The 21,045-nt window shown below is 27.9% G+C and carries 22 protein-coding genes and 1 riboswitch; of the genes, 5 read left to right on the top strand and 17 right to left on the bottom strand.

Going from position 1 to position 21,045, the window contains the following annotated elements; translation table 11 throughout:
• Positions 1 to 191: 191 nt before the first annotated feature.
• The 8 genes from B3603_RS12390 to B3603_RS12360 form a co-directional block, all read right to left on the bottom strand.
• Positions 192 to 671 (bottom strand): 50S ribosomal protein L7ae, encoded by a 480-nt coding sequence (locus B3603_RS12390; RefSeq protein ID WP_291565279.1) that lies wholly within the window; start codon positions 669 to 671, stop codon positions 192 to 194.
• 200 nt (positions 672 to 871) lie between these two features.
• The gene (locus tag B3603_RS23260; RefSeq protein ID WP_396151863.1) at positions 872 to 1,030 is read right to left on the bottom strand and encodes a helix-turn-helix domain-containing protein; all 159 of its coding nucleotides are present in this window, start codon (positions 1,028 to 1,030) and stop codon (positions 872 to 874) included.
• Between the two features lie 552 nt (positions 1,031 to 1,582).
• Positions 1,583 to 2,110 carry a hypothetical protein gene (locus B3603_RS12385; protein WP_291565276.1) on the bottom strand — a complete coding sequence of 176 codons (528 nt, stop codon included), beginning with the start codon at positions 2,108 to 2,110 and terminating at the stop codon, positions 1,583 to 1,585.
• Entirely contained in the window at positions 2,107 to 2,601 is a 495-nt protein-coding gene (locus B3603_RS12380; protein ID WP_291565273.1) for an alpha/beta fold hydrolase, read from the bottom strand. The genes B3603_RS12385 and B3603_RS12380 overlap by 4 nt, the downstream gene beginning before the upstream one ends.
• Positions 2,585 to 3,691, bottom strand: coding sequence for a helix-turn-helix domain-containing protein (locus B3603_RS12375; protein WP_291565270.1), 1,107 nt, complete (start codon positions 3,689 to 3,691; stop codon positions 2,585 to 2,587). The genes B3603_RS12380 and B3603_RS12375 overlap by 17 nt, the downstream gene beginning before the upstream one ends.
• A gap of 572 nt (positions 3,692 to 4,263) precedes the next feature.
• Positions 4,264 to 4,773 (bottom strand): GNAT family N-acetyltransferase, encoded by a 510-nt coding sequence (locus B3603_RS12370; RefSeq protein WP_291565267.1) that lies wholly within the window; start codon positions 4,771 to 4,773, stop codon positions 4,264 to 4,266.
• A 44-nt stretch (positions 4,774 to 4,817) separates the two neighbouring features.
• Positions 4,818 to 6,026 (bottom strand): sensor histidine kinase, encoded by a 1,209-nt coding sequence (locus B3603_RS12365; RefSeq protein WP_291565265.1) that lies wholly within the window; start codon positions 6,024 to 6,026, stop codon positions 4,818 to 4,820.
• Between the two features lie 3 nt (positions 6,027 to 6,029).
• Positions 6,030 to 6,701 carry a response regulator transcription factor gene (locus tag B3603_RS12360; RefSeq protein WP_291565261.1) on the bottom strand — a complete coding sequence of 224 codons (672 nt, stop codon included), beginning with the start codon at positions 6,699 to 6,701 and terminating at the stop codon, positions 6,030 to 6,032.
• A 169-nt stretch (positions 6,702 to 6,870) separates the two neighbouring features.
• On the opposite strand from B3603_RS12360, the gene B3603_RS12355 reads away from it, so the two are divergent.
• The 3 genes from B3603_RS12355 to B3603_RS12345 are packed head-to-tail and all read left to right on the top strand — an operon-like array spanning position 6,871 to position 10,334.
• Positions 6,871 to 7,557, top strand: a complete 687-nt coding sequence (locus B3603_RS12355; protein ID WP_291565258.1) for a polyphosphate polymerase domain-containing protein — start codon at positions 6,871 to 6,873, stop codon at positions 7,555 to 7,557.
• Positions 7,558 to 7,581: 24 nt separating this feature from the next.
• Positions 7,582 to 8,274 (top strand): DUF4956 domain-containing protein, encoded by a 693-nt coding sequence (locus tag B3603_RS12350; protein ID WP_291565256.1) that lies wholly within the window; start codon positions 7,582 to 7,584, stop codon positions 8,272 to 8,274.
• 17 nt (positions 8,275 to 8,291) lie between these two features.
• Complete coding sequence (locus B3603_RS12345; RefSeq protein WP_291565253.1) at positions 8,292 to 10,334, top strand: CotH kinase family protein; 2,043 nt, start codon at positions 8,292 to 8,294, stop codon at positions 10,332 to 10,334.
• 77 nt (positions 10,335 to 10,411) lie between these two features.
• Here the strand turns inward: B3603_RS12345 and B3603_RS12340 are convergent, their stop codons facing one another.
• From B3603_RS12340 to B3603_RS12300, 9 genes are all read right to left on the bottom strand, one after another.
• Positions 10,412 to 11,230: a class I SAM-dependent methyltransferase gene (locus B3603_RS12340; protein ID WP_291565250.1), complete on the bottom strand. Its 819-nt coding sequence runs from the start codon at positions 11,228 to 11,230 to the stop codon at positions 10,412 to 10,414.
• A gap of 15 nt (positions 11,231 to 11,245) precedes the next feature.
• Positions 11,246 to 12,010 carry an ABC transporter ATP-binding protein gene (locus B3603_RS12335; RefSeq protein ID WP_291565246.1) on the bottom strand — a complete coding sequence of 255 codons (765 nt, stop codon included), beginning with the start codon at positions 12,008 to 12,010 and terminating at the stop codon, positions 11,246 to 11,248.
• The gene (locus B3603_RS12330; RefSeq protein ID WP_291565243.1) at positions 11,985 to 12,944 is read right to left on the bottom strand and encodes an ABC transporter ATP-binding protein; all 960 of its coding nucleotides are present in this window, start codon (positions 12,942 to 12,944) and stop codon (positions 11,985 to 11,987) included. Before B3603_RS12330 ends, B3603_RS12335 begins: the two co-directional genes overlap by 26 nt.
• 14 nt (positions 12,945 to 12,958) lie before the next feature.
• The gene (locus B3603_RS12325) at positions 12,959 to 13,804 is read right to left on the bottom strand and encodes an ABC transporter permease (RefSeq protein ID WP_312573258.1); all 846 of its coding nucleotides are present in this window, start codon (positions 13,802 to 13,804) and stop codon (positions 12,959 to 12,961) included.
• 2 nt (positions 13,805 to 13,806) lie between these two features.
• Entirely contained in the window at positions 13,807 to 14,754 is a 948-nt protein-coding gene (locus B3603_RS12320; protein ID WP_291565240.1) for an ABC transporter permease, read from the bottom strand.
• Positions 14,754 to 16,319, bottom strand: coding sequence for an ABC transporter substrate-binding protein (locus tag B3603_RS12315; RefSeq protein WP_291565237.1), 1,566 nt, complete (start codon positions 16,317 to 16,319; stop codon positions 14,754 to 14,756). The genes B3603_RS12320 and B3603_RS12315 overlap by 1 nt, the downstream gene beginning before the upstream one ends.
• A 105-nt stretch (positions 16,320 to 16,424) precedes the next feature.
• Positions 16,425 to 16,605, bottom strand: a riboswitch (cobalamin riboswitch).
• A gap of 247 nt (positions 16,606 to 16,852) precedes the next feature.
• The gene (locus B3603_RS12310; RefSeq protein ID WP_291565234.1) at positions 16,853 to 17,401 is read right to left on the bottom strand and encodes an ArsR/SmtB family transcription factor; all 549 of its coding nucleotides are present in this window, start codon (positions 17,399 to 17,401) and stop codon (positions 16,853 to 16,855) included.
• A gap of 622 nt (positions 17,402 to 18,023) precedes the next feature.
• A complete protein-coding gene (locus B3603_RS12305) occupies positions 18,024 to 18,647 on the bottom strand; it encodes a GyrI-like domain-containing protein (RefSeq protein WP_291565231.1) in 624 nt (207 codons plus the stop codon).
• An 11-nt stretch (positions 18,648 to 18,658) separates the two neighbouring features.
• Entirely contained in the window at positions 18,659 to 19,192 is a 534-nt protein-coding gene (locus tag B3603_RS12300; protein WP_291565228.1) for a DUF6144 family protein, read from the bottom strand.
• 454 nt (positions 19,193 to 19,646) lie between these two features.
• Here B3603_RS12300 and B3603_RS12295 point away from each other — a divergent pair, with 454 nt between their 5' ends.
• Positions 19,647 to 20,078: a MarR family winged helix-turn-helix transcriptional regulator gene (locus B3603_RS12295; RefSeq protein ID WP_291565225.1), complete on the top strand. Its 432-nt coding sequence runs from the start codon at positions 19,647 to 19,649 to the stop codon at positions 20,076 to 20,078.
• Between the two features lie 244 nt (positions 20,079 to 20,322).
• Complete coding sequence (locus tag B3603_RS12290; RefSeq protein ID WP_291565222.1) at positions 20,323 to 20,997, top strand: hypothetical protein; 675 nt, start codon at positions 20,323 to 20,325, stop codon at positions 20,995 to 20,997.
• Positions 20,998 to 21,045 lie beyond the last annotated feature (48 nt).

Below are 21,045 nucleotides of genomic sequence, written 5' to 3'. Positions count from 1 at the left end.
ATCACTAAAAATTAAAAAATACTAGAATGAACTTATAAAATTCTCTAGTATTTTTATAAAACCTCTTAAAAAAATATATAAATTTAATTTTTATATACACTTTTAAATAAATCCTTTATATTTATCTCTTATAAAATTTAGTTTTATAATCTTCATAAAACTTACTACATGTGACTTAGTATCTTTTTTAATTATATACTTTTAAATGTACCTTTTTCTATGTGCAGTTCAAGTTCAATATCTGCTTTTTTATACCCTACTAATTTTATGCGATTAATACCTTTTTTAATTGGTATAGTTAAAGTAGTATTTCCCTCTACACTTGATTTGGCTGTATTCTCAACAAGAGTAACAACTGTATTGTCAGGTGATATTAATACAAGTTTTCCTTGTCCACTTTTTACCGATAATGTATATGGAACTTGTAAATCAAAATCTTCATCGCTTTCATATGTCCAAATAGTTCCACTTCCACTTAATTTTACTTTTCCCTTGTATACTCCTTCCTCTATTGTTTCATCACTTTTATCTAATCCAAAAGTATCAGAGTCATTCGCTATTTTACTATCATCATTATAAACTCTATCCATAAAATTATCTCCACATCCTATTAATAAGCTAATCATAATGATAGTCATAATGACCAATATTTTTCTCTTTTTAAAATTCATTTTAATCCCCTCTTACTTAGTTTAACAAATTTATAAATTTATATTGAATTGTAGTAATGTAAATACACTTTATAGCATTATTTCTAAAATTATCCAATAAACTCTTTATAGTATACCCCATAATTATGATAATATAAAGTCTATATATGCATATGATATATACTTTTATATCTATGATATTAATTTTGTTGTTTTTTAATTTAATCTAAATAGCTACAAACTGTGATTTTTAAAATTTCCATCTTCTCTGCAACTTTTTCAACCATTCCATTTATTAAGAAAACTCCCTTCTCATTTATAAATTCAACCAGCTTGTGGAGCTGGATAAAAAAGTAACTAAGCCAGCTGAAATAAAACAACTAGCCAAAGATGCGATGTCTATTTTGTGTCAGATAAAGAAACAGGTTTTGCTCATAATTTAGATATGGGTGAGTTTTGTTAACGGATTATGATGTAAGATAGACCAGTATACTAACTAGTTATTTTCTGAAGATGCTTAATTATAAGTTTTGCATAAAAAATCCTCTCAAAGAGTTAAATCACTTAATCTTTGAGAGGTCTATTATTCTAAATATATAACTATTCTCCTAATATTCTAATAATTTTTCATGCATTATTTATGATATCGCAAGAACGAACATTGTTTACCAACTTTTCTTCCCATATATAGCACTACTAAATTATAATGCTTTATTATCTCTATGCATTTACACATAATAATATTTTTAAATTAATATTTAAAAATATTATTTATTCAAGCTTCAGCTATCTCTTAAATATCTAATAATAGGAATCAAGTTAGATTTCCTAATAAATACTGTTCACCCCTACACAAAGTACATCTGTCATTTTAAATACATATAGTTATAAAATGCAGATTATGCTCACCTTCTACCCAAAATCAGACTTTATTATTTCAAATTGGCTATAAACTCATCTGTAAGTCTTATAATTTCTTCAGCTTTATCTCGATAAATTATATGGGAACCATCAAGTATGACATAGGATGCATTATCCCCTAAACGTTGTAAGTGATCTTCTTGAAACTCTATACTTCCCATATACTCAAGTATCTTTTTCATATTCTCATCTTTAAATGGTACCGCCTTTTCTGTTGTTTGTTTAGCTATAATTTTTAACACAGGAATATCCTTTGGAAATGGTAAATCCTTAACTTCTCGCACACAATTGTATAAGTTTTCAATCTGCTCAATTTTTGTATCATTTATAGCGTAGCCCATATATTTTTTAAAATCATCCGTTTCTTTTTCAGTATAACCATCCTCAGCCGTCAATGAGGTTTCTGGGGTAAGATTTATTATTATCCGCATCAACCCTATATTTTGGATAAATTTTCCTATATTACCATAAAGTCCAATCGCCTCTTTCGGCATCTTTTCCATTGTAAATGCTGTTGAGGTAGTATCGAGCAAAATCATACCTTTAACTTCTTTTGGATATTTTGTAGCATAATACTCACTATAAATACCGATATTGAGTGTGGCATTAATATATAAGGAGGTTTAAATCCTGCCTTATCAAGTGAACCTCTGATTTCCTTCATATAGTTTTCACAAGTACGCGGCTTGCCTGTTTCATCGCTAAATCCAACCCCAAAATACTCCACTGTCACAACTGTATATTTTTCACTTAATTTACGCATAAGGGGAGCAAAGTCTGCTGATGGCAGAGGGATACCAAAGCCCGCTAAAAGTACGATGGTTTCCTCCCCATCACCCATAGAATAAACATGCATATTTTCATTATCTACTTCAAGCATTTTACCGTAAGGTTTTATTTCTTTCAGCTGGCTTTTATAATAAGTATTATGCAATGTAAAACCTGTAAGCATAGCTAGTGCTATTAAACCTACAATAATACCTATAATCCAAAGAATTATTTTACCTACTCTTTTAATCTTTGTTTTCATTTTGTTTCTCCTTTAACTTTTTTAACTTTTCTACAATACTTTGAAAGCGATAGTCATCAAAAAGAGGTGAAAAATCAGAATTATTCACTACTAAATCTACAATGTTTTGTTTAATTATGTTTTCGCTTTTTATAAGCCCTTCTCCTAAATCTAACTTATTAAGCCAATGATCAATCGAGTCAAAAAAATCATCACCGTGAGGTTCTAATTTATAAATATTCCTTGTTAAAAGTTCTGTACACTTCTGTAACATATTAAGACTTTTTTCTGAATTTCCTTGAAGTATATACCCATGTGCAGCTATTACATAAAGTTCTTTCATCCTAAAGGCTTCTTCTATTAATAATGCACGATGTAATATCTCCTCATATCTTTTAGGCTCATCCATACATAGCATAAGGTAAAATGGGAAAAGACTAAATAAACTTACACCATACTGATATATTCCAATTTGCAATGTAGATTTTGCTTCATTTATTTTACCTGCCATTTTATATGAAACTGCAAGAAGATTTTCTACAATGAGTAGTGGCTTATTCATATCTTCAAGTAATTGAATAGCTGCTTGTGAATCTCTAAGAGCAATATAACAATTTGCTTCCATGTATTGTGCTTGTTTAATAAGCTGTAAATCGTTACTTTCCTTTTTTACTCTAATAAAAAGTTCTTTTGCTTCCATAATTAGAGAAGTTGTTTTATTTATATCTTTTGAAAGATTGCTGTGGAAAAGTATCAGCACTCCCATTTGTAGCAAAAGTGGAAAACAAGAATAATATTTTTTGATGATATCCCTGCAATTGTTTAAAACGTCATCATAGGGCTTTGATGTAAAATCAGATGCTAACTTGTGATAAAGCTTACAAATATCTTCTTTTGACATTTGTGGCTCATATCCCATTAAATCATCTATACTAATGTTAAAGTAAGTTGCAAGTTGCGGTAAAAAAGTAATATCTGGATAACTTTGTCCTGTTTCCCATTTAGAGACAGAAGCCTTTGAAATCCCAATATATTTTGCCAACTCCTCTTGAGTAATGCCTTTTTCTTTTCTCTTATCTATAAGTGTTCTTGCAATATTTATTTCTTTCATAGAATCACACCTCTTACCTATATTTTACTTATTATGGTTAAAAATCTCAATGGATTAATAGTTGATTTTGGTTAACAAAATCAACCACAAAGAAATATGGAGCAATTCCATTTATAGAATTGCTCCATGAAAATACATATTTTTATTATAAATAATATTTCCTTTATAGATATTTATATTTTAGTAAGTATAATATTTTTTAATGATTAATTTATATTATCATTGAATATGTTAAATTATTAAATTAAGCTATTCCATATGCCTTTTTCAAAGTTAAAATTACTATTATTTCAATATATTTATGATACTTTAATATTTCCATTACAATTGCTTTTTAAAAAATATTTAATTGTAACGTAGAAATACCGTAAAATTCATTTCTGAATAATACGGTGTTTTTAAGAAACTATTCAATTTTATATTTGTGATATATAAATATAATTGTCATATGTTTAATATCTTAAAATTGCAAAACTATCATTAAAAATAATATGCATTTAGTAGTATCTAAATTAAGCTTTACAGTATCTTATTCATCTTTAATAAATATAGCTTAAAAAATTAAACTTAAATTATTTTAAAAAGCTTTTATTATTGTTAAATCTTTGGATTGGACCATTCCAACTTTCTATGCCCTTTGGTAATTCTTCAAAGTTATTTAAAGTGTATTCTTTTATTACTTCATGCCAAAAAACATGCGAAATCTTATTATCTGGCAATTGTTTTACTTCCCACACTCCATGAAATCTATCAAAAACATTAAAAACAACAGTCTTTCCTACTCCTTTTTTTCTATATTTCTTTAATATGAAAAATTCTGCAATACTATAATCAATTGGAAATGAGGTATCAACTCCATATTTATTAACAAGAACAAATCCTGCTAATTTATCATCAACTCTAATTATAAATGGATGCCTCTCTTCTTCTGTCCAATAATTATCTAAATAACTATAATCATATAAACCATGCTCATTTAAATCAACATCTTCATATTCTGATAAATCATAGTTATATAACTCCATCATATTTTTTATTATCAATTTATCATTAATGCTTGCCTCTATTATTTCTATTTTCATTACAAATCCCCTCCCTAAAATTTTCCGAAATGAAATAAAAATCATTACTTAACACTTTGAGGTAATTCCACAATAAATGAAGTATATTCATTTATATTACTCTTCACATATATATTTCCATTATGCTCATTTACAATTGATTTAGCAATTGAAAGTCCAAGCCCATATCCTCCACTCTCTCTATTTCGTGAGTCATCAACTCGGTAAAATCGTTCAAATATTTTATCAATATGTTCTTTCGGAATACCATCACCAGTATTTTTTATTTCAATTTCTATTTTGCTCTTATCACAACTAAGCTTTACAGAAACTTTTCCCTTTGGTTGAGTATTCTTTATTGCATTATCCATAAGAATATTGAAAAGTTTTTTAATACTTTCTTTTTCGCCATTTATAAATATATTCTTATTTATATCAAAATCTAACTCTATATTATTTTCATAAAGTACTGCTTCAAAGGATAAAAGAATATTTTCAAGGATTTTACTAATATCAAAGTTTGAGAAATACACTTTCTGCTGAGGATTATCTAATTTAGCTAATGATAGCATATCATCAATAAGTTTTGACATCCTATCTATTTGAGAATTTATGTATCCAATCCATTTACTTTGGCTTTTTACAGTTTCTTCACTATTAGATAAAACTAGGGCTGTATTAGTTTTTATTATTGTAAGTGGTGTTTTAAGTTCATGAGATGCATCTGTTATAAATTGTTTTTGCTTTTCAAAAACTTCTTTAATAGGTTTTATTGTTCTATTAGCAAAATACATACTAATCAATAACAAAATAATAAGGCTAATACTTCCAACTAAAAAGAATATTTTAAGCAAATTAATAGCCATTGCCTGTTGAGGACTCCTATCAGCAAAAACAATTTTCATACCTCTCGGAGTATCCTGCTTTAAAAAAGCATAACTACTACCTTCTATCTTTAAATTCTTAGAAGACTCTTTACTTTTTACAGCTTGCGATATAGCTTCTTCAATTGATTCTTTTTCAATGTCAAATAAAGAAAAAACATCTACTATATTCTGTTCCTTATCCAGCTCTACAATAATACTAGTTGCAATTGCTGGATTATTAGGAGATGGCTTAGGAGGTGCATGCATTAAAGTATTAAGAGTAAATTCTGTTTGTCTTGCTGCACTAACCATAGTCATAATATATATGGTTGAAAATATTGCAATAAAAACTACTGTTAAGAGGGTCATATTTATTATAATAAATTTTCTTTTAAGCTTGTCGAACATATTTTAATCCTCCAGTTTATATCCAATTCCTCTTAATGTAGTTATAGCTGTCTCAGATCCAATATGTAATAACTTTTTACGTAAAAAAGATATATAAACTTCAATATTATTATACTCTGCTTCTGAATCAAAGCCCCAAAGTTTAATAATAAGGTCATCTTTACTAACCACATTTCTAGGTCTTTGCATAAAATATCTAATTATTTCAAATTCCTTTAGTGATAATTTTACACTATTTTCTTTTCCTTCTAATTCATAGGTAGATAAATTAAGCCTAAGATCAGCAAAATCTAATATATTTTCATTAATAAATTCACCTTTTCTTCTACAAAGCGCTCTAAGCCTTGCTAACAATTCTTCTGGCGAAAAGGGCTTTACTAAATAGTCGTCAGCTCCATAATCAAGGCCTGTAACCCTATCACAAATTTGCCCTTTTGCTGTTAAAAGAATTACTGGAGTAGATATTCCCTCTGAACGCAATTTTTTAAGAAGTTCTAGTCCATTTAGTTTTGGCAACATTATATCTAAAATTATAACATCATATATTTCTGTCATTGCGTAATCAAAACCTGTTTCTCCATCATATACCGCATCAACAAAATATTTATTCTTCATAAGAAGTTGTGTCAATGCCTCTGACAGTTGCTTTTCATCTTCTATTAATAATAGTTTCAAGATAATCACCCTCTAATTTTATAAATTTTTACTTTCTTTTTTTATTTTTTTAAGATATGTTAAATAAATTTTATCATACAAATCTTAAAATAACTTTAAGTTTAAGACTAATTTAAGGTTTATATTTTATGATTTATTTGTAAATTTCCTAATAGAGGGAGGTGACATAATGAAAAAAATAAAACCAAGGCATGAAATAAAACATTTTATAAACCTTTGTGATTATTATGAAATAAAAAATAGACTTAAGCATATTGCCAAATTAGATGTAAATGCTGGAATTGATGGTACATATAAAATCAGAAGTTTATATTTTGATAATTTTAATGATAAAGCATTAATGGAAAAAATAAATGGTGTAAATAACCGTGAAAAATTTAGAATTCGATTTTATAATGATGTACCATCCGTCATCAAGCTTGAAAAGAAAAGTAAAATCAATGGTTTATGCTTAAAGGATTCTGCAATGTTAACAAAGGATCAATGTGATTTACTACTAGAAAATCATACTTCATGGCTTTTAAAATCCAATAGCGATCTCCTTAAGGAGCTCTATGCAAAAATGAAATACCAATTTTTAAGACCTAAAACTATTGTGGATTATACTAGGGAAGCATATATTTATGAACCTGGTAATGTAAGAATTACCATAGATAGTAACCTTAGAACTGGATTATTTGCTAAAAACTTTTTTAACTCTAAGCTTCCCACTTTAGGAATGCCTGTAGATACTACAATGATTTTAGAAGTTAAATATGATGAATTTTTACCGGAAATTATACGAGATATAATCCAAACAAAAGAAAGACAAAGTACATCAGTTTCAAAATACGCAGCCTGTAGAATATATGGCTAAAACAAATTAATGGAGGTAATAAAAATGAATGGAAATAGCCAATTAAACTTCAATGATATTTTTAAATCAAGCTTTTTAGAAAAAGCAACAACATTTTCCTTATTAGATACTGTTATAGCACTAGGATTAGCCTTTGCTATTGGTCTTTTTATATTCTTAGTATATAAAAAGACTTTTAAGGGAGTAATGTACTCAGAAAGTTTTGGTACTTCACTTCTTTCAATGACCCTTATAACTACACTAATCATTCTAGCAATAACTTCAAATGTGGTCCTATCTCTTGGTATGGTTGGTGCATTGTCTATTGTAAGATTTCGTACAGCTATTAAAGAACCTATGGATATAGCTTTTTTATTTTGGTCAATCAGTGCGGGTATTGTTTTAGGTGCTGGACTCATACCACTTGCTATATTTGGTTCAGCATTTATTGGTGTAATTATGATAATATTTGTAAATAAAAAAAGTACAGACAATCCTTATATATTAGTAATAAACTGTAATAGCGATGAAAGTGAAAATGCTGCTATAGAATATATAAAAAAATCTGTGAAAAAGCATGTTGTTAAATCAAAAACTGTTTCTTCTAGTAATGGTATTGAACTAACTGTTGAAATTAGATTAAAAGAAATGTCAACAAAGTTCGTAAATGAACTTAGCCATATACAAGGTATAAATAATGCTATTCTTGTAAGTTACAATGGCGAATATATGTCCTAATATTAGGTGGTGTTAAAATGATTTCCAATAAATTTATTAATATCATAATATCAATTATTATGGTATTATCCCTTTTGTTTGCATCTTTAATTGTAATTTTATCTAATAATACAAATTACACCTCTTCTATTACAGAAGCAGAATATATCAGCAAGGTATTTGATAAAAATAAAGTAATGGAAATTGATATAAATATTTCTGAAGAAGATTGGGATTGGACTATTGAAAATGCAACAGAAGAAGAATATAAAAATGCAAATATCTCAATTAATGGTGAAACATATTATAATGTAGGCATAAGACCTAAAGGTAACTCTAGCTTATCAATGATTGCAAGTGACGACACCACTGATAGATATAGCTTTAAAATTAAGTTTGATGAGTACGTAGATGGACAAACTTTACATGGTCTTAATAAATTAGTTATAAATAATATTATGTCAGATACCACTTATATGAAAGAGTATCTTTCATACGATTTATATACTGCCATGGGAATTCCAACACCAGCTTATGCTTATGCAAATATAAAGATAAATGGTGAAGACTGGGGTCTTTACTTAGCTGTAGAAGTTCTAGAGGAAAGTTTTCTTGAAAGAAACTATGGTACTTTAGAAGGAAATCTTTATAAGCCTGAAAGCACAAAAATAGGTGGTGCTATGCCTAATGGTAAGCAAGGACAAAATCCAAATAATGCTCCAGATGCTGCTCCTGGTCAAAGGCCTAACTTAAATGAACAGCCCAATTTAAATGAACAAGCTAATTTAAATGAACAAGCTAATTTAAATGAACAAGCTAATTTAAATGAAGGACCTAATAAAGAAGGCAATGAACAAAATCCAATGGGTGGCGGTAAAGGTATGGGATCAAGTGGTGGTACAAACCTTGTATGGAATGGTGATGACCCTTCAAATTACTCAAGCGTTTTGGATAGTGCAGTACTTAAAAAAACTAATTCCTCAGATCACGAAAAGGTTATCGATATGATAAAAAATCTCAATGAAGGCACTGATTTAGAAAAATATCTTGATGTAGGTGAAATACTAAGATATTTTGCTGTTAATACATTTTTAGTTAATTTAGACAGCTATGCTGGAAGTATGAAACATAACTATTATCTTTATGAAGAAAATGGCATTTTTCAAATATTGCCATGGGACTTTAATCTTTCTTTCGCAGGATTTCAAATGAACGATGCTGAAAAGGCAGTTAATTTCCCTATCGATTCCCCTGTTACAGATACTCTAGAAAATAGTCCACTTATAGCTAAACTTCTTGAAGTATCCGAATACAAAGAATTATACCATAAATATCTAAATGAAATAGTGACAAGCTACATTGATAATGGAGTTTTCAAATCTACAATAAATAACCTAGATAACCTTATTGGAAACTATGTTAAGAATGATGCTACTGCTTTTTATACCTATGAAGAATATAAAACTTCTCTTCCAGTACTTATTTCTTTCGGAGAAGATAGAGCTTCAAGTATAACCGCTCAACTTGCAGGTGCTCAACCATCAACTACTTATGGTAATATTCCTACAAATGTTGATTTAAGTGCTCTTGGAACTATGGGTGGTGGTAATGGTGGTTTCCCTGGTGAAAAATTACCTGGAACCAATTCTCCAAATCCGGATAACAACTCTCCAAATGGCTTTGGTGATGGTAATATGCCTGATATGAGTACAATGAAAAAAGCTATGGAAATAATTCAGGCTTCTGAAGATGGTATCCTTACAGATGAACAAATTGCAGAGCTTAAAAATTTAGGTATTGATGAGTCAGTAATTGAAATTATTAAAAACTCTCCTTTTGGCATGAAGGGCGAAAATGGAACTAAAGACTTTCAAGATAACTTAGACAAAAATCCGAATATTGATAATGAAAATATGAAAGATAATCAATTTGGTAGAGGACCAAAGGATAGAATTCAAGGATCTGAGACTCCTCAAAATACCTCGTATTTAGTTACTATTCTTATATTCTCATTATTATCTATAATTATTGCATCTATATTTGCTATCAAATTTAAAAGAAGAAAATATCAAAGTTCATAATATAAAACAAAAAGCTGGTTAATGTAAACTTTATACTAACCAGCTTTCTGTTTTATTAATCGTATAAATTTATAATTTTATATCTTCCACGATATAATTGCAACCTTAGAGTTATTAGTATATACATACTTATTCTCTTCTTTTATAAAGTTTTTTTCTATAAAACTATCTATTATATTATTATTTGTTTTTCTCCCTATATCTTCTTCTATTTTTCTATATATATCCTCTATATTATTAAAATATATATTATTTTTTACATCTATATATTGTATATTTGCATAAATACCTAAAGAATGTATTATATTTTCAAAATATATGTAGTCTAAAACTGTTTGATCCTCTATGCCTAATTCCATATATAATTGGTTAAACATAGGCTTTTGTATGGTTCGTACTATTATAACTGCTTTTTCAGCTAAAGCAGTCATCTTTTTTAGAGCATCTTTGATATTCCATACCCTATAAAGAGAATTTACTGATAGTATGTAATCCATCTTATCAATATTGGCATTTTCCCATTTTCCCTCTAAGGTTCTTATATTATTTATATTGTTATTTTCTATTTTTTCTTTTAGTACCTTTAACATATCCTTTGAAAAGTCAACGGCTAATACATCTTTGCACTTATTTGACAACGGCATTGTAAACTTCCCTGTTCCACATCCAATTTCTATTAAACTACTACCTTTTTCAATTAAACTTTCTACTATCTTAAATACTTCTTTAGAATAGTCATATAGTGTAGGATTTTTATCATAATTAGGAGCTAAATTCTCCCAAAACTCTCTTTCAACTTCATCATCAAAAGCTCGCTGTTTCTCATACCCATTTTTACTTCTAATTCTATTTTGCCATATTTCCTCAAAATCTATATCTTTATAATCTAAGTACATATTTCTTGCTCTCCTTTAAAAATTTATAAAGCTTTCTGTAAGTCTTTTAGTATATTCATTTTTAGCATTTTTGTAGATTTCCTCAGCTTTTATAATTTCTACTATTTTACCATCTAGCATTACAGCTATATCATCACTTACTGCCTTAACTAAATCTATGTCATGTGATATAAATAAATACGTTATATCAAATTCCTTTTGGGCTTTTTTTAATAGTTGTATAACTTGAGCTTGTACTGATACATCTAACATTGATGTAGGTTCATCTAGTATGATAAATTTTGGTTTTAAAAGTAACACCCTAGCTAAAGCTACTCTTTGAATTTGACCTCCACTTACTTGATAAGGATATCTTGATAAAATTTCATCATTTAATCCAACAAATTCTAAATAATCTTTAATGTATTTTTGTGAAGTATTTTTATTATAAATTTTATGTAATTTCAATGGTTCTATTAAGCTTTCTTCTATAGTTTTTTTGGGATTTAGTGCTGAATCAGGATGTTGAAATATTATTTGCAGCTCTCGTCTTAAATCTCTCATTTTTGAAAAGCTATAGTTTGTAATATCTTCTTCGTTATAAATTATTCTACCGCTATCTGGCTTTATAAGTTTTAATATTAATCTTGATAAAGTAGACTTTCCACATCCACTTTCTCCAACTAGCCCTAAGGTTTTTCCCTTTTCGATTTTAAAAGATACTCCATCTACCGCCGTAACTACACTTTTATTTACTATTCCACTTTTAAACTGTTTATGTAAATTTATTATCTCTATCATATAAAAAACACCTCACTTCACAGCTATCTACTTTATAAAGCTTGGCCTCTTTTTCCATACATAATTCTTTCTTATATTTACATCTAGGATGAAATCTACATCCTTTTGGTAAATCTGTTAAACTTGGCGCAACTCCATCTAAAGGAATAAGCTTTTTATTAGGTTGAGCATCTATTAATCCTTTAGTATAAGGATGCTTAGGATTTTCAAAAATATCTTCTTTACTCCCTTTCTCTAATATCTTCCCTGCATACATTACTATAACTTCATCACAAAGCTTCTTTGCTAGCATTAAATCATGGGTTATTAGTATCATACTTACTCCCATATTTTCTTTAAGGTTTTTGAAAACATCATATACTTGATTTCTTATTATTGCATCTAAACCTTTAGTTGGCTCATCTGCAATTATCCATTTTGGCTCTAATGCCATACCCATTGCTGACAATACTCTTTGTTTCATTCCCCCACTTAATTGAAATCCATAAGAACTATACACTTTATTGCTGTTTTTAAATGAGAATTTCTCCAAAATTTTTATAGTCTTTTCCTTGCTTTCACTTTTTTTTTCTTTGTTGTGATAATAAAATAATTCACTTATTTGAGAACCTACATTGTATATAGGATTAAAGGCTGTTTCTGGATTTTGAGGTATTAATGCTATTTCCTTTCCCCTTATTTTTCTTAATTCCTGATTTTTTAAAGTTAATAAATTTTTATCATTATAAAGTATATTTCCTCCCACTTTAGCATTCTGAGCTAGTAATCCTAATACTGAGAGACCTAATACTGATTTTCCACTGCCTGTTTCCCCTACTATTCCTATAATATTTCCTCTCTTCAATGTTAAGTCAATTCCATCTACTGCCTTAACATCCCCTTCTTTAGTATTAAAATGTACTTTTAAATTTTCTATTTTTATATCTTCTTCCATACTAAAACATCCTTTTAAAGATATTGATTAAAGAAATCCTTTTTCTCGTCAAATAGATCTCTTAAACCATCGCCAATTAGGTTTATACTGCAACACAATAGCATTATGCAACTTCCTGGAGCTAATAATAAATGCGGATAGGATCTAAAGTAAGTTTTAGCATCATTTACCATTACACCCCAATCTGCCTGTGGTGGTTGAATGCCAAGTCCTAAAAAACTCAGTGATGCCATTGATAGTACAACTTTTCCTATCCTTACAGTAAAAAGCACTATAAAAGGTGCAAAAATATTAGGCAATATATGATGAATTATTATATAAAAATGACTAGCACCTAAAGCCCTAGCACCTTCTATATAATTCTCTTCTTTTATTTTTAGAACTTCCCCTCTTACTACTCTAGAGAATCCTGCCCAGGAAGTTACTACTATGGCAATTATTAAGCTTTTAATACCTGGTCCTAAAACTCCTGCAATAGCTATCATAAAACTAAGACCCGGAAGCCCTTGAAATATACTAACTAACACTTGTATTATGCTATCTAAAACACCACCAAAATATCCTGCTATAACTCCTATAGTTGTTCCTAAAAACATTGTACATATAGTTGAAAGTATTGCTAAAAATATTGAAATCCTTGCACCATATAATATTCTACTAAAAACATCTCTTCCTAATGCATCTGTTCCTAAAAGATGTTCTTTAGATATGCTTTGAAGTCTTTTCGTCATATCTATAGCATTTGGATCATAAGGTGCTAATACTGGTGCAAATATTCCTATTAAAATCATAGCAATAAGTGTTATAAATGCTATCTTATAAATAAGAGGCATATTTTTAACTTTGTTAAACCTTTTCACCGTTATTTACCTCCAAGTCTTATTTTAGGATTTAATGCTAAGTAGCATAAATCTACTATAAGGTTAAATATAACAAAAATTACTCCTGTAAAAACAACATATCCCTGAACAACAGGATAATCTCTACTCATTATACCTTGAATAACATAACTTCCCATACCTGGAAGTCCAAAAATGACCTCTACAACTGTTGCTCCCCCAAGTATTGCTCCAAAATAATTTCCTAGAACAGTAATTATAGGCATAATTGAATTCATAAGCCCATATTTTAATAAGATCACTCTTTCTGGCAGCCCTTTGCCTTCAGCAGTAACTATATAATTTTGTCCAAGAGATTCTATTAATGTAGCTCTATTTAATCTCATAATTGTTCCTATTGTTCCTGCTGCTAAAACAAAGGCTGGCATTATTAAGTGCTTAAGTGTACCATATCCACTAGTAGGTAATATTTTTAATCTTTCACAAAATATGTTCATCATAACTATAGCAAGCCAAAATCCTGGTATAGATGTTAAAAGTAATGATATAGTTCTTCCTATATTGTCAATTAAAGAATCTTTTTTTAATGCCATAATTATTGCTAACGGTATTGAAAAAATTACTACAAATATCATTGCCATTAATGATACTGAGAAGGTTATTGGTAACCTTCTCAGTATTTCTTCTGATACAGGAGTCTTTTTTATATAAGAAACTCCTAAATCTCCTTTAATAGCTTTTTTAGTCCAATTAACATATTGAACTAATATATTATCATTTAATCCTAATTCTTCTCTTACCTCTTGTATTTCTTCTTCTGTAGGAGTACTTATTCCATCCATACTTAAAACTTCAACTGCCGGATCTCCCGGTGCAATAACTCCAAGGATAAATGCTAATAAAGTTATGCCTATTAAAACTGGTATAGTGGACAATACTTTTTTAAATATATATTTAAAAATATTTTCCACTATTTACTCCACTCCATTTTGTTTAGGGTAGTTCCATAATTTGTTGCCTCAAAACCTTTTATTTTTTTATTGAAGGCTATTAAATTAACATCTTGGAACAGTGGTATACTCGCTGGATCTTTAGCTGATATATCCTGAAGTTCATTGTATATTTCTTCTCTTTTAGCCATGTCATTAGTTTCTTTTAGCTTATCAATTAACTCATCTGCTCTTTGGTTTTCATATCCTAAACTATAAGACTTATTACTTGATCCCTCACTATGCATATATCCCTCAAATATAGTAAAAGGTTCTGCATTTGGCAGCCCTTGAGGATGTATAGCTAAATCATATTCTCCTTTTTTCATAGCCTCTTTAAATGCAGCTCCGTCTAAAATTGTTATTGTTGCATTTAATCCTATATCTTTTATCGCTGATTGAATATATTCTGCTTCAGTTTTATAAGGGTAACGATCTACTCCATAAGAAGGTACTATAAATTTTACTTCTTTTGTTTCTCCTTTTAATACTTCTTTTGCAATTTCTTTAGCTCCTTCTTTATCATGAACTGGCTTTATCTCTTTTGCAAAAGGAGATGTGTGGTTTAATATATTAATAGTTGAAGTTCCATATCCTCTAAAGAATTCATCAACTATAAGATCTCTATCCACTACTAAACTTAATGCCTCTTTCATTTTTGCATTGCTGAATGGTCCTTTAACACCATTAGTGGAGATAAAGTGAGTTATACTTGATTTTCCAGTAGATACATCAAAATTTTTATCTTTTAATAATTCTTTAGATAATTCTGGAGTTATTGCTCCTAAGTCCATTACTCCCATAATTTCCTCAGATTTTAAAGCTGAAAATCTAGTTTCTGCATCTGGAATAACTTTTACTCTTACTTTCTTAGCCTTCGCTTTATCACCATAGTATTCTTCATTTCTTTCTAATAATGTATATTGATCCTTTTCATGTCCTACAATTTTAAATGGTCCTGTACCTTTTGCTATATCTGTAAAATCTCCTGTATTTATATCAAAGCATTGTGGACTATACATAGCACTACCAAATCTAGCCATGTTATATATTAGTGTCGATATAGGTTTATTAAATATTAATTTAACTTCATAATCAGATACTTTAACCACTTCTTTTAAATTAGGATATGTTTTTTCTAAATCAAAAGAATAAAATGGTGATCCTTTCGTTTTCATATTCATATATCGATCAAAGTTTTTAATTACCGCATCAGCATCTAATTGAACTCCATCATGAAATTTTACTCCTTCCTTTATCTTAAAAGTCCATTCTTTAAAATCTTCAGAGTTTGTCCATTTTTCTGCTAACTCAGCACAAGGATTTCCTTTATCATCTAGTCCAATTAAAGGCTCCCAAACAAATAATATAGAAGTAGCATAATATGCATCTTTTGCTCCTGGTGATAAATCTCTTGCAGCTGCCAGCACAATTTCATCATCCTCATTTATACTAGTATCTTTAGTTGTACATCCAACTAAGGTTCCTAATACCATTGTTAACACTAAAAATATTAGTAATATCTTGTTTTTAAATAACTTTTTCATAATTCCATTCCTTCTCTTTTAAATTTTTACAATAAAAAAAAGCCATAGTCAACGCCATAGCTTACCCATCTTTGCTATAAAATTAGATTTAGTTGCTCCCCCCTCAATCTATTTCTCTTTAAGTTTAGGTATCCTGACTTACGATTCACCCTTAGCCTAGCCTTCCCAGAATTAATCCAGTGGCATGTTAGGCATCGTCATCGCTTACAGTGATGGGTTCGTGTTGGAATTTCACCAAACTTCCCTAAATTCTTAAATTTATTAATTTTTCAACAAAATTATACATTGTATTTAAAAATATGTCAAATATTCTGTTGTCTTATAAAAACTTTTAAAAATCTATTAATTGTTTCATTTTTTATTTAATTTATTACTTATATCAACAATAAAAATTGTAAGTTAAATGAAATTTAATTCATATTCCATCTAATAATTCCAATATTTTTTAATGGTTTCATTATTAATATATGAACCCCATAACTATTTTTCTTAAATATCTAAAAAAATAGTTATGGGGTTCAATAAATTATTTCTTATTCTTCAATTATTGTAAAAAAGCTATGATATCTAAGCTTTTTAGAATCTTTTTGTTTATGATTTTTTAAAAAACTTTTCATTAATTCTATTATTTCTTCTGCCTCTTCTTCTGTAAGATAGACATTCTTGCTTATAATAGTTCCATTTGATTCTTGTATATTTTTATCCATAGAGTTTAAAAATATATCTTTGCTATTATCATAAAACTCTGAAATCATCATTTGACTTACTGCCAAAAGCATCATTTTAGAAGGTTCCTCTACTTCTTTTGAACATTTTATTTCAAACTTTCTAGCTAAGGGTTCATAATATTTAGTTATAATTCCCTTTATTTTTTTAGTGTAAATTAGCTTTACTATTCCCACTTTTTCAAGCTTATTTACATGATAATATATTTTTGATGGAACTTCTTTCATTTTATCAGCTATCTGTTTTACTGTAGCTGGCTCGTTCATATCTATAAGTGTATTTAAAATTCTGTATCTAAAAGGATCAGAAATAGCTTTTACTTCTTCTAAAGTAGTTAATACTTTTCTATCTTCCATCGCTTTATCCCCTCCCCTTTTGTTATATAGTAATTTTCATTATCTAAATGAAATCTTTAGCCTTTAAGCTTTTTTAAAGCCGTTGCTATAATTTAAAGATAAAACAACTACAGAAATTATTACACCTATAATTAAAAACATAAAATAAACAGATAAATATTCTATTATAATCGCCTTAGAGCATTATACATCGACTTATAACTCTCATAAAAAATCTAACTATGCCTAATATTTCTTTATATGATTTATTCATTATATAAGCATTAATTGCTAAAGTTACCATGGTATTAAAAACCAAAAGCCAAATAATACAAGCATAGGTAATTCTATAGAAACTAAATTCATTCATATTATTATATTCATCAAAAACAATAATGTACAAAATTTATATTTAATAAAAAAATTTCAATTTTAATCACATTATTCATTTTTAAACTTTAATTCACAGTATACATCACATACTGTAAAATGAGATTCACTAAAATAAAGTTTAAGTGAATCGCTTTATAAACACCTTATAAAATTTAATAATATCAAGTAAAAAAGGTGTTAAACTTAGAGTACTAAATCTAAATTTCACACCTTTTAATATTAAGATATTAAAACTTTTATATTCTAACGCCTATTCCTTTAACATTATAGGTTGCCTAATTATAGTTTTTATATTATTAGGTAAACATCGTCTAGGATCATTTAAATATATTTCATGATGTAATCCTCTTAATTCATATCCACATTCTTTGATATAATTATGAAGCTTCTCTACAGTAGTACCTTCATTTGTATAAGGTCCCACATGCATAGTTTGTGCAACAAGTCCTTCATCATAGTCTTTATACTCTACTTTAGAAAGAGATGATAATTTCTTCTTTTTTTCTACTTCATACAAAGCTTTTTCTATATAATCTTCTGTAACAATATCAGGCTGCATAATCATACTGCACCATTTCCATATATCTTTATTATCTATTGAAAAATCATTTATATTATCAGTCAACCATAGACTTTCCAGTGGCATTACTCCATAATCTATCTTTAAATCACTGTTCTTAATCATAAATTTTATAGTATAGGATAAACTGAATAATGCTTCAACTGCATCCTTGTATTCCTTTAATGTATTTGGATTTCCATGGCCATTTATCATTAAATATTTAAACTTTGGTATCTTTAAAATTGAGACTTTTTTCGCAGGCTGACTATAGAACTCCTTAAATACTTTTTTATAATCAAACTTATTTGTCATGATCATTCTCCTTAAAACTCAATTTTAAAAACACAGTTATCTGCTCCCTCTAAAATAGTGTGAAGTTTTGTGACATTTACTGTTTTATTAAATACTGAGCTAAATAATTTTTCAAACCATCCTGCAGAGCAATTACAATATGAAACTGGCATATCTTCTACATTTTTAGTCATTCCACAATAACACTTATTGTAAATTCCAATTATGTTTCCACTATCCATGTGAAGTTCTCCACCACCTATATGTTTCTCATTCATTAAATCTAAAAATTTTTCAACATTTTCAGCTCTTTCAAATAATTTTTTTGCTTCCTTAATTGTTCTATTTGAAATGCATAAATGTCCACAGGGTTTCATTACTTTTTCTACTATAATTTCTCCAATATTATTTTCAAGTTCATTTAATATACTTTTAACATATTTTGCTTGCTTAGTAGGTGATGATTTTAAAGGTAATTCACCATATACCTCCATTATTTTTTTATAGATATCTTCCCCAGCATTTAATCTAATACTATCAAGAATACGTTCACACTTACTAGACATAATTTTTCCCCCTTATCCATTAAAATATTTACATATGTTCTTTAATTATAAATAGTCTTATATGACGTCATCATGTCATATTAAAAAAATTATTAATTAAGATATATTCAAAAAATAACTAAAATCCACCTTTATGGACTTTAAATTGCTATTATTCTTCAAAAGTGAACTTACTTGATTTTTCATTTCAATTTTTCATATATCTTATATATTTTATAACAAATTATTAGTACAAAAATAACCTGTCAAACCACATAACAAATTAAGGTTTCTTTTATCTTTCTTTGATTATAAATAAAGATAAATATTTTTTAAATTAGTATTGACCATAGTAAATTTATAGTATATTATAGTTTGCATACGAACTGTTTTTTTTAAATCTTTCTACTTATTGATTGACTAAATATAGTCATAGGGTATAGAATTGTTTTTATATACAATTTGAGGTGATTTTATGAGTTCAAGCTTTGATAGTTTTAAAATAGCCATGTTAATAAAAGAAATATATTCTAAGTCTATGCATATTGTTGAAAAAAATCTAAAAGATAGTAATCTAACTCATCAACAGATTATTGTAATTAAACTTATAGCCCATAATAAAGAAATGACTATTTCTGAGATATGTGATGAAATGTCCTTGGCTAAAGGTACTGTATCTGGTATTGTGACTAGATTAGAAGAATACGGTTATTTAGAAAAGGTAAAATATCCTGACGATAAGAGAAATACTTATGTAAAATTTTCTTCAAAGGGATTAGAATTTGCTAAGAATTTTAGAACCATAATACAAGAAAGCTTTGATAATATATTTAAAGATTGCAGCAAAGAAGAGTTAGAGGAATTAGTAAAGAACTTAAGAAATATTTTATCAAAAATTAAAGAGTAATTTAATTGATTTAAAATAGTTAGCTAGCACCCTTTATTTGATCCCTATATCTTTAAAAAGAAATAAAGCTATAGTTTTTAAACTATTAAATTTATTTATAATTATGATATGCAAATAAGAAGCTTTTCTATAAAATTAACCTTTTATTTGTTGTATTTTATTAATTCTTTATTTTGTAGAAATGATTTAATAAAATTAATATTGAATAGTTCGCATGAAAACCATATATTAAGGAGGATTATTTATGCAAGCTATAATGGAACCAATTTTTCATGTTGTATATCTTACAACAGTAATTACTCTTGGAAGTATCATGATAAAAAATAGTAAAGATAATAAATATTTTAAGCTATTCGGTTATATGTCATTAATACTTGGAATAGGGGATTCTTTTCATCTTATACCAAGAATATATGCACTATTAACTACAGGTCTTGAGGCTAATGCTGCTAGTTTAGGATTCGGCAAATTTGTAACTTCTATTACAATGACCATTTTTTATGTAATTCTATATAAAATTTGGAAACTAAGATTTAATATTAAAGAAGTAAAGGCCTTAGATATTTCAATTTATTTACTTGCTTTAATTAGAATAGCGCTATGCTTATTTCCTCAAAATGATTGGTTAAATTATTATGCTCCTGTAAGTTGGGGTATTTACAGAAATATACCTTTTACAATTATGGGAATAATAATGATTTATATTATTTATAAGGAAGCCACTAAAGTTAATGATAAAGATTATAAATATATGGCTTTAGCTGTGCTATTATCTTTTGCTCTATATACCCCGGTAGTTCTTTGGGCAACTACTAATAGATTAATTGGAATGTTGATGATACCTAAAACATTAGCTTATGTTTGGATAGTACTTATAGGATATAAACAATTTAAAAAATATTTATCTAAAAGCAAATAATATATACTTTAATTAGTGATCTAAAATAAATTAACTAATTAAAAGTAG

It is taken from the genome of Clostridium sp. UBA2485, from assembly GCF_002341865.1.
Lineage (GTDB): Bacteria > Bacillota > Clostridia > Clostridiales > Clostridiaceae > Clostridium_J.
This window is presented reverse-complemented; position numbering and strand designations above follow the sequence as displayed.